The organism is Bacillus siamensis KCTC 13613 (assembly GCF_000262045.1).
GTDB classification, from domain to species: domain Bacteria; phylum Bacillota; class Bacilli; order Bacillales; family Bacillaceae; genus Bacillus; species Bacillus siamensis.
In genome coordinates this window covers 711,959-721,179 of the sequence record NZ_AJVF01000013.1, presented here as the reverse complement: position 1 = coordinate 721,179, position 9,221 = coordinate 711,959, and the positions used below count along the sequence as shown (strand labels likewise).

11 protein-coding genes and 1 pseudogene are annotated in these 9,221 nt (G+C 40.6%); 8 read left to right on the top strand and 4 right to left on the bottom strand.

Annotation, left to right across the window (positions count from 1 at the left end):
- Nucleotides 1–94, bottom strand: a 94-nt coding sequence (locus tag Y79_RS1000000121930; RefSeq protein WP_420535126.1) for a hypothetical protein, incomplete at its 3' end; no start/stop codon positions are given.
- Between the two features lie 462 nt (nucleotides 95–556).
- On the opposite strand from Y79_RS1000000121930, the gene Y79_RS1000000121460 reads away from it, so the two are divergent.
- The 8 genes and pseudogenes from Y79_RS1000000121460 to Y79_RS0103770 all read left to right on the top strand — a co-directional run bounded on the left by Y79_RS1000000121460 (nucleotide 557) and on the right by Y79_RS0103770 (nucleotide 5,724).
- Complete coding sequence (locus tag Y79_RS1000000121460) at nucleotides 557–730, top strand: hypothetical protein (protein WP_016936507.1); 174 nt, start codon at nucleotides 557–559, stop codon at nucleotides 728–730.
- 30 nt (nucleotides 731–760) lie between these two features.
- Nucleotides 761–1,459: a hypothetical protein gene (locus Y79_RS0103800; protein ID WP_016936506.1), complete on the top strand. Its 699-nt coding sequence runs from the start codon at nucleotides 761–763 to the stop codon at nucleotides 1,457–1,459.
- 47 nt (nucleotides 1,460–1,506) lie between these two features.
- Complete coding sequence (locus tag Y79_RS01000000119945) at nucleotides 1,507–1,881, top strand: UPF0715 family protein (RefSeq protein WP_016936505.1); 375 nt, start codon at nucleotides 1,507–1,509, stop codon at nucleotides 1,879–1,881.
- Between the two features lie 210 nt (nucleotides 1,882–2,091).
- Nucleotides 2,092–2,466, top strand: a complete 375-nt coding sequence (locus Y79_RS01000000119940) for a hypothetical protein (RefSeq protein WP_155816708.1) — start codon at nucleotides 2,092–2,094, stop codon at nucleotides 2,464–2,466.
- Between the two features lie 1,029 nt (nucleotides 2,467–3,495).
- Nucleotides 3,496–3,858 (top strand): hypothetical protein, encoded by a 363-nt coding sequence (locus tag Y79_RS0103780; protein ID WP_016936502.1) that lies wholly within the window; start codon nucleotides 3,496–3,498, stop codon nucleotides 3,856–3,858.
- 10 nt (nucleotides 3,859–3,868) lie between these two features.
- Nucleotides 3,869–4,109 (top strand): annotated as a pseudogene (locus Y79_RS1000000121870) (hypothetical protein); the annotation flags it as partial.
- Nucleotides 4,110–4,410: 301 nt separating this feature from the next.
- The gene (gene bla / locus Y79_RS0103775; RefSeq protein ID WP_155816706.1) at nucleotides 4,411–5,331 is read left to right on the top strand and encodes a class A beta-lactamase; all 921 of its coding nucleotides are present in this window, start codon (nucleotides 4,411–4,413) and stop codon (nucleotides 5,329–5,331) included.
- 72 nt (nucleotides 5,332–5,403) lie between these two features.
- The gene (locus Y79_RS0103770; RefSeq protein ID WP_155816704.1) at nucleotides 5,404–5,724 is read left to right on the top strand and encodes a putative quinol monooxygenase; all 321 of its coding nucleotides are present in this window, start codon (nucleotides 5,404–5,406) and stop codon (nucleotides 5,722–5,724) included.
- 99 nt (nucleotides 5,725–5,823) lie between these two features.
- On the opposite strand, the gene Y79_RS0103765 is transcribed toward Y79_RS0103770, so the two are convergent.
- The 3 genes from Y79_RS0103765 to Y79_RS0103755 all read right to left on the bottom strand — a co-directional run bounded on the left by Y79_RS0103765 (nucleotide 5,824) and on the right by Y79_RS0103755 (nucleotide 9,185).
- Entirely contained in the window at nucleotides 5,824–7,236 is a 1,413-nt protein-coding gene (locus Y79_RS0103765; protein ID WP_016936499.1) for an MDR family MFS transporter, read from the bottom strand.
- Between the two features lie 142 nt (nucleotides 7,237–7,378).
- Complete coding sequence (locus tag Y79_RS0103760; protein ID WP_016936498.1) at nucleotides 7,379–7,852, bottom strand: MarR family transcriptional regulator; 474 nt, start codon at nucleotides 7,850–7,852, stop codon at nucleotides 7,379–7,381.
- Between the two features lie 220 nt (nucleotides 7,853–8,072).
- Nucleotides 8,073–9,185: a glycoside hydrolase family 53 protein gene (locus Y79_RS0103755; RefSeq protein ID WP_016936497.1), complete on the bottom strand. Its 1,113-nt coding sequence runs from the start codon at nucleotides 9,183–9,185 to the stop codon at nucleotides 8,073–8,075.
- Between the last annotated feature and the right edge of the window lie 36 nt (nucleotides 9,186–9,221).

The window sequence follows — 9,221 nt, the reverse complement described above, 5'->3', positions numbered from 1 at the left end:
TTTTCAGGTTGACCATCTGACCGCGCAGTTTTTTATATTCACCCGCGCGCTGTTTGGCAGCGGACAGCAGGGTGGTTGCTTCGAAAACTTTCATGACCATGTCCTTTCACTCGAAATATTTCAACAAGATTTTACCATGGAGGAATGAGTAATAAGGTCAATGTACTATCTAAAATGGAAAAATGAATCATTTGACCTAATTAAGTGAATTGGAAAGAGTAAGCGGGGTAAAAAGGTTGGAACAGTCTTATTAAAGACAATATTACTTTAATAAGGAGAAATAATTATGAAACAATTTCATTGAAAAGAAAGTATTATTAGATAATGAATTGTAGTGTGTAAAAGATGAAAATGGTGTAATTCAGGATAAAGGTGAGTTATTAACCGGAATTGATATGTTAACGGAAAATAATGTATAATGTACCGGGCGGCTTTGAACTCATTGAAGGTAATGAACATGAAGAAATGGAAATTTTTCATAAGGTACATCCTGACTGAAGAGACTTAATTCAATGAAAATTAACCTATTTATCCTGTTCTTTTTTAGGAGGAAGGTATGTCAATTTTAACAATAATTGAAATCGTGTTAGTGGCAACTGTATTAGGGTTATTTGCATGGACTTTTAAAAAAGAGAAAAATACTGATGAAGAAGTATTAAATTATGCTAGATATATAATTTATTTGCTTGTCGCTGAAGTTGCATTGTATGTCGTGTTTCAAATCGTTTAAGTTTACTCCAGGCAAAGAGAGCTGTGAATCATGATAGATGTCTTAACTAATATCTTAAAAAATGACAGACTGGATGAATATCCATTATTTAAAAAATTTTGCTCTCTCAAAGAAAAAGGGTTACGTAAAGAATCCTTTAAAGCATTATCTTCGTTTATCGATGAAGCCAAAACGTGGGATAATCATGCACAACAGAATTTTGCTTGTTGGCTATTTGCTTTATTAGAAACATCAGATGATATTCACCATATACTTGTTCACCCTTTAGAAATGGATCTTTTAAAGCCTTTGCTTGAAGCATGGATGAAGAGTAACCCCGAAGATCCAAGACCATACAGGTGGTATGGTGTGTTTTTAAATGCTGAAAACCGTGTCGATTACTTAAATAATGCACTTAGACTAGGTGGCAGTAATGAACAATTATCTTTATTAACGTTAATCGATATTCATTTGAACGCCTTGTGGTATTCATTTCATCACATATCCGAAGATTTATACTTAGGCGATATTAAAGAAGATCAAGCACTTCTTACCAAGTCCCGGCAGTTGAACAATAAGATAGAATGTCAACAAACAAGAAAAAGCAATAACGAACAGCTTAACTATTATCAAGATTTGTTGAATGACTGGTTGTTGTTTAAAGAAGAACAATCAAAGGGATTTGTTGAATGGTGTGAAAATAAGGGCAGAAGCTATCCTTGGGTCAAATCTTATTATTACGAAAAATAGCAATTGCAAGCATGTTTGATTTTTAACCGTAAGGGGAGATAGATTTGATGGCAGTAAGATACGTAGCTGTCCTTATTTTGTCGGCCATATGCTCTGCACTGGTATATGTTATCACCTTGGATCAAGCTGAATATGTCCCTTATCTTATAATTAGCGGGATCATGTTGACATGTTATTCAATTTTTGAATTGCCATTGCAGCTTTTCTTAAACCGAAAAGCTAGAAGGTTCAATTTTAAATATCTCTTAATATACACAGTGTTTTCATTTATTGCATGGCTAATCATGGCGGTTCTCTTTGAACCTTATAACCCAATAGGGTCTATACTAGCGAGTTATGAGATATATTTATTCAGCGTATTATTTGCTCTGATCTTTAGTTCTTCCCTTCACTTCAAATATTGTACAATTTCGGAAGAGTGAGTAACTTTGAAGTGAATGGATTGAGGATAGAGAGAAAAAACATTGTTGTTGCGGAAGGCTGGGGGAAATGGGCATCAATCCTGGGAGACATTTATCAGCAGCCACGATTTAAGTATGTTGAATGAAAGCTGCTTGTTTAAATTTGTTAGTACATAAATTGTGAGATTTACTTATATCAACACGGCATGATAAAGAAAAGGGTTGTTTATGTTGAATTGGAAAAGAAATGAAAAATTTATGTTTGCAGGAACTTTAATTGCAATTTTTTTGATTTTAATATTTAGCGTAATATTTATTAAAGGAGCGAGCCATACTCCCGGTAAGGATGATGTTGCTGTTTTTGGGAAATTTGCAATCAGCAGACCGCCGGTCAACTATGATCTATATAATAAAGACAATTCCAAGACGGTTTTAGAAAACGTTACGGGTTACTATGAATCATCTGACTCTCAAGTTTACGTGCAAAATAATTCTGATTTTGTGGTGATAAATAAAGGTGAATCATATGAGAAAAAATCACTGAAAAGAGCTTCGGAAAATGATAGGAGAATGTTAAGCAGAATAAATAAATTTGAGGAAGAATAAGGCGATTTATTAATCAGGAAAAAACATAAAATGTTAAAACTCCTTACAGTTATGAAATAATCATTTTATTTAGACGTATTGAAATTTTTTCTTAGAGGAGAAAGTTTATGGATTTACTTAATTGGACTTACATTATATCTACAATTATAGGAGCTGCTGGGTTCATAAGTTTATTGTGGTTCTCTTATCTTAATAACAAAAGTGAAAAATAAAGCGGAGCATTAAAGGATAAAAAATCAGCATTAAGCAAGTTCTTTATGTTTCTTCTCCATCGCTCTGAAGGACCTTAATTTGAAACATCTAACCCCTTGTTTAATTCTTTTCCTTTTTAATTGAATATTTGTACATTAACATGGCGGCAAAATCATCACCTCATCAATCAATTTTTGCATAATCTTCGTATATTTCAGTTGTTATCCTTATTCATGCTATTCCAATCTAGACAAAGGATACCTGCAGGCGATATTGGAATGCAGACATTTGAGTTCAATAAAGAAATATTCGGCCACGTTATCAAGCCCCCCCACCATTAACTGAGGGGGGCTTCTTATTAATTTGGAAAATGCGTTGACTTACAATCCATATTCAAAAAGATCAATTGCTTTTAGATTCACCTTTCTTTTTGCTCCTGACAATCTTTTTGTCGACTAAATCACTTTGTTTAAGTTGAATGGGTTGTTAGAACATCATGTGATGCATCTCCTTTAAAAAGCATACACACATATTAGAGGGCTGAAAATTACCCGAATGAATTAGGCTACGACGTCCAAACTGCTTTTCGCATGGAACCAACATGGGCAACTGGTCAACAGCTTTAAAAACTTCATCATAACAGGGAAATGCGGTGAGCATTGGGAATATAAAGAAATATAGGCTTACAGCTATGAAGGATGTATGAATATCCGTCAGCCGGCGAAGGAAAGGCAATCTCCATGTGTCGTGACGGTTCGTATGCGGGTGAATGGACCTTCCCATTCATCCGCTGTTATGTCAGAGGGACGAAAAGACATGTTTTGAGGAGGAAGCGGAATGATTAAATTTACACGGCCATCGCCTATGAAGAAAACATGCACGATGCATCCGGAAAAGAAATCTGTCAGAGCGGTTTCGTTTACTGATTTTAACGGCAATTCTGTAACAGTAACACTTTGTGAAAAGTGTCTGGCTGATTTAAAAAAGAAAGCCGCAACTGAATACAGGAGCGTGATCGAGGAGCGGGCCAAACAGAATCGTTTCAAGATTGGTGATCATGTGTATTTAAAGCATTTGGGAGTAGTCGGCGAGGTGAAAAACATGGAGGGCGTTCAAGCGGCAAACAGGACAGACACAGACGGAATCCGGAGGGCCACCCCTAAGGAAATCGCAGAATACAAAAAGCAGGAGAAGCAATAACAAGGAATTTCTATCAGCGGTATTACTTACGAGAGCGGCGGTCGTTGCGCCGTCTGCTTCCGCGGCTTGGTCCGGCTGCAAAATGAATCCGGGTGTTCACGGATGCCGCGACTTATACAAGAAGCACAGCAGGCAGCTTTAAAACAGCAACGCCTCTGAAATTATTCAACGTGAAAACAATCCGGAATAAGACTGGAAAGGGGACCTATGCCACCGGAACATTTGAATCAGTCAATTGTCAAATCAAATAAGGGGGATTCGATGGCGCTGAGAATAGTTTTGGGGCTGAGGGGGTAGGGTTCTGGTTTTATTTCCATTAGAGGGCGGCGCATTTTATCGGGCTCAGTAAATGAGTGCGGGCCTTGACCGCCTTCACAGGAGGCAGTAAACATTTCTGCTCGATTGATTGACTCTGGCTGTTTACCGTCAGCAGGCGTTTTTTAGCTGCTTTCCTAACTGTCACGGAAAACATTTCACAGGAAAAATATTGACTGTTTTCCTGTTTGTGATGTTTATTAGAAGGAGTATACAAAATTATTATAATGAGGAGGTCTGGATGTGAAAAATAAAGCGAGAATACAGGTTGGAATATGCATTGGGCTTTTATGTTTAAGCTTTACCGGTTTCAGCCCTTTATTCGGCTCAGCGCATGCTGAAGCGAAATCCATAGAAGACACAAAAATGACAAGCTGTACAACGAACAAAAAATTTGTTCAGCTTGAGAAAAAATTTGATGCCAGGCTCGGGGTTTATGCGATTGATACGGGGGCAAACAAGACAATCGCCTACCGGCCGAATGACCGGTTTGCTTACGCATCAACCTATAAAGTGCTGGCCGCAGCTGCAGTTCTGAAGACAAGCTCAAATGAAAAACTTAATGACATCATCCGCTACACCAAAGATGATCTTGTTACATATTCTCCAATCACAGAAAAACACTTGGATACAGGCATGAGCCTGAAAGAAATCTCCGAAGCCGCTGTCCGTTACAGCGATAATACCGCCGGGAACCTATTGCTGCAGCAGCTTGGCGGCCCTAAAGGTTTCGAAAAGTCATTGAAACAGATCGGGGATCATGTAACGAAAGCTGATCGATTCGAGACGGATTTAAACTCTGCGATTCCCGGGGATCGTCGTGACACAAGCACCGCAAAAGCACTGGCAACTGACCTTAAGACTTTCGCTTTGGGTAATACTCTCACGGCTGACAAGCGCACGATTTTAACAGATTGGATGCGGGGCAACGCTACCGGCGACGAACTGATTCGGGCAGGCGCTCCTGCAGGATGGGAAGTCGGCGATAAATCCGGAGCCGGAAGTTACGGCACACGAAACGACATTGCGATCGTTTGGCCGCCTGACAGAGCTCCAATTGTTTTGGCAATCCTGTCAAACCGGTTTACGGAAGATGCCAATTATCATAATGCTCTTATCTCGGAGGCTGCAAAAGCCGCCCTTGATGGCCTTAAATAAACATTGCCGTTCATTTTTATGACCGGTTTTTTATATGTTGAGAACGCGGTATTTTTTTCGATAAATGTGATAATGAAGAGCCATAAAATAATGGGAAGAAGGGGAATTGTGATGCATTACATAACAGCATGCTTAAAAATTATCAGCGATAAAGACCTTAATGAAATAATGAAGGAATTCAAAAAACTTGAGGAAGAAACGAACAAAGAAGAAGGCTGTATTCAGTTCCATGCTTATCCGCTTGAACCATCAGAACGCAAAGTCATGCTTTGGGAGATTTGGGAAAACGAAGAAGCTGTTAAAGTCCATTTCACGAAAAAGCATACAAAAGACGTTCAAAAACAAAAATTAACGGAAGTAGAATGGTTAATGAAAAGCAATGTGAATGAGTAAAAGGCTTTGTCTGTTGTTGGCCGACTCTGTCAGCAACAATCATCAGTTTCATTCACTAAAACCCTTGCTGCGCAAGGGTTTTTTACTTTGAAAAGTTCTTTATACTGCAGTCTTTTTATGGGTAAGGAACAGACTTGGAATGAAGATGGCCGCAAGGATGATGACGGATACTAAAAATCCGGCATGGTAGCCTTTTAAACTGTTCGAAATCGTCGGCTGCAATCCTTGTATGACAGTTGCGGTAACGGTTGCGATCACAGCTGACCCAAAGCTGGAACCGAGGTTTTCAATCATATGAATACCGACACCCGCTTCCGGAAGCTGTTTACTGTCAAGACCTGTATAAGCGTCACTCATCAATGGGAGCATAATTCCTCCAAAACTGGTGCCGCGGATAAACAATATGACGGAAATCCAAATCATACTTGTGTTATCGGTGATAAAAATCAGCGGGCCAGATCCGATCAGCGACAGAACAAGACTGACCATAACGACGTATTTCGCACCAATCTTATCAATCATTTTTCCGGTCAGCGGACGGGTCACGAGCATTCCGACTCCTTGAGGGATTAAAGCGAGTGCTGCTTCGACTGCCGTGAAATGACGGAAGTTTTGAAAAAACAGCGGAAGTATTAACATCGGCCCCATGATGGCAACATTCGCTAAGAACAACCCGATCGCTGATGCTAAGAAGCTCTTGTGAGCAAACAAATTCATCGGCAGCACGGTTTGATTTTTTCTGATCCGGTTATATACGAGGTAAATCGCTGCTGAAACAAGACCGATGACCACCCATAAGATCGTGTCGCTATTGTTAAATGATGCATGAGCCGCCGCTTTCGTAATACCGTACATCAATGCCGCGCTCATTAATGACAAATTGATAATCCCGAAAATATCGAGTTTACGATCTTTGTTGAATGGTTCAAAGTTCGGAATGGTTTTCATCATAAGCGGTGCAGCAATCAAAACGATGAACACGTTGATGTAAAAAATCCAATGCCATGAAGCACCTTGGACGATGAAGCCTCCGATGACAGGTCCTAAGATAGGGCCGAAGATCATAGGGGTGCTGACGATTGCCATCACTTTTCCCAGGTTTTCCTGACCTGCCGTTTTAACCAAGAGTGTTGACATAAGCGGAGTGATAATGCCGGCGCTGAATCCTTGAAGCAAACGGAAGAAGATGAAGCTGGAAACGTCACGGCTCATTCCCGCAAAAACAGAAATGACACCAAAGGCGATGACTGAGCCGATGAAGATTTTCTTGCCGTTATATTTGTTCATAAGCCAGCCGGATACGGGTACTGCAATCGCAAGTGCTAACATATAGCCTGTAACGGACCACTGAATGGTATCCAATGTCGTGTGGAAGTCTTCAGTCAGTTTGCCGATAGCGATGTTTACCATCGTAGAATCAAGCATTGGAGCGATTGCTCCCAGTGCAATAGCCCAGGCGGCAGTGAGAACTTCTTTTGGCAGCCGAAGTTCATTTCTTTTATGTGTTGACATATTATTCTCCTCTCAAAATTGCTGTCTTTGTTTCCTTGTCAACAAAATAATAGAGTGTTTTTGTTTCTTTGTCAACAATAAGAGGGGTATAAAAAGGCAGCCCGTTTTCATGGAGCAGGGCTGCCTGTTGTTTTATTCATATTTATTCCGATTTTATGTCTGCACCAAGTTTCTTTATTTCTGAATCCAAATGTCTGCTGTATGTTTCCACGAAGTTCAGCATCGTGTCAAATTGTTCATCAGTTACTTGTTCAAACACGATTTTGTCCCGTTCTTGAAACTCTTTGTGCAATTCCTCGTGAATTTTATAAATGACTTTTCCTTGCTCGGTAAGCCTGAAATAGATTTCTTTCTTGTTAAGCGGCTTCTGATAGCTTTCGATAAGGCCTTTATTGATAAGCTTCTTCGTTAATTTACTGATGGCGCCTCTTGTCATATAAAGGGACTCCGCAAGTTTAGTCACATTGGCGTCTTCAATTTTTTCGATTTTTTCGATGCAATGCACTTCAGAAGGTTTATGCCCTTTAAGGCTTTCTTCCATCTTCAGCCTATTCAGCCACACCATCTTGTTAAAAAAGTCCCTGAAATTCGTGAGGAGCTGTTCTTTTTTGTCCATGGCCCGTCCTCCTGCTCGGTGGTGCTTACACAATAGTATAAAATTTTTGTTTCTTTTTCAACAATCGTAAAGCTGTTTTAGGAACTGAGAATTAACCGAAACGTGGTTTTTTGGGTATGTTTCTTTCCGGATTCGTTACTTGCTCTTTTTCATAACAGGCCAACTCTACAGCCTTATAAAAAAGCAGGCTGCGCAATGAGCCTGCTTAGATTCGCATCAATCATTTTCCTGTTGCGGCGTCATAAAAAGCGTCGATTGCGGTTGTGTATTTCAAGACGTTTTTAGACACTTTTGCGGTTGCGCCTAATGGATATGCGTCTGACAGAACGCTGGAGTGAGCCTCGGGCTCCCAGTAAAATACGCCGGTTCCTTTACTGTTCGGAACCGCTTTCACCAGTTTTATGGTGTCTTTTATGGTCCAGTAGGAATCTTTAGGATTATTTTCATCTCCGCCCAGTTCAACCACCATGACTTCCTTGTTGTAGCGGGAGGCGATGTCATTTAAATTAGAGGATAATTGGCCGGTGAGCTCCCAGTACGGCTTACCTTCCCAATAGGGGTAGAACGAAACGCCGATGATGTCGGTTTTGCCGCCATTTTTAAAGAATTGATCAAACCACCATCTGAATAGGCTGTTGTCCGTGCCGTGTGCCAAATGGCTGATTACCTTGGTGGCCGGGCTGACGGATTTCACGGCGTCATAGCCTTTGTTCAATAAGGCGGTCAATTTGCTGAAATCGTTCGTGCTGCCGTCGGGCAGTAAAATTCCTGAATTCATTTCATTTCCTACTTGCACCCAATCAGGGGAGATGCCGTTATTTTTAAGTTCTTTCATGACGTCGTACGTATGGTTATACACCGCTCCCTGCAGCTGGCTGTTTGAATAGCCGGTCCATTGGTTCGGCTTGATCTGATGGCCGGGATCGGCGAACACATCACTGTAATGGAAGTCAACCATGACCTTCATTCCTAACGCTTTTGCCCTTTTGGCCGCCGCAAGTACGCCCGCTTTGTCACTATAGCCGAGCATGGTCCATGTTGTGCCGTCTTTCAGCCAATAATAGCTGCTTGGCGGATTCACAAATACTCTCAGTCTCACGGCATTTATTCCGTGATCTTTAAGAATCTGCAAGGCATCTTTCTGTTTCCCGCCGTCATCCAGCCAACGCACACCTTCATCCTCCATTTGTTTCAGCCAACCTATATCAGCGCCATAGGCAAACGGGGCAGCCGCTTTTGCTTTAGGAGACTTCTCAATGAATGTAAAAGCGGTGAAAATGAGGGAAAGACAGATGATATTTACAAATACACGCTTCACCTGGTTTTTGAACATCACAATACCTCCTGATAAAAAAGATTGTTGGTTGAG